Below are 642 nucleotides of genomic sequence, written 5' to 3'. Positions count from 1 at the left end.
TGATGTTTTTCAAAACCAGCAGCTTCCAACTCAGCAAATGTCAGGTTTACATCATTTTGACTGCATGCTGAACAGACTAAAAATACTGAAATTGTTAATTTCCTATGCATAAATACCTCTCCGGATCATTTCTGCAGACAGTTCAGATCCATTTGAGTAAACAGAAGTAAGTTTGGCAAAAAGGGCTTAGTAAACTAGGGTCTGTTGATAATTCATAGCCGCCTCGCATCATTTCCGCCTTGTAGAACGAAAAAATAGCTTCCAGCAGTGGTGACTTTGAAAGATCAACAGATTCTAGCGATAGATATAGCGCTATATGTCTTTATGGTGCTTTTTTTTGACTATAACATCTGACAAGCGTTATGAAAAATGCGTCTTCAGATTATGCATAACGGATATTTACAGTGATATTTGCTTCAGTAATGGAGATGAATAAAGCAAAATGATTAAACGTGAACTATACATTTTGCTCCTAGCTTCACTATTTCATCGAAAGTTGCCAGTTTGGGATAAGTGTCCAAACGATGCTGACCTATAATAATCATGTAATTAACATTCCTGACCGAATTAAGGATATTAAATGATTAATGCTTATGCTGCGCTGGAGCGGGGGGCCAAACTTACTCCATATCAATATGACCC

It is taken from the genome of Methylophaga sp. UBA4204, from assembly GCF_002379485.1.
GTDB lineage: Bacteria > Pseudomonadota > Gammaproteobacteria > Nitrosococcales > Methylophagaceae > Methylophaga.
Note: the sequence above shows the minus strand (reverse complement) of the source record.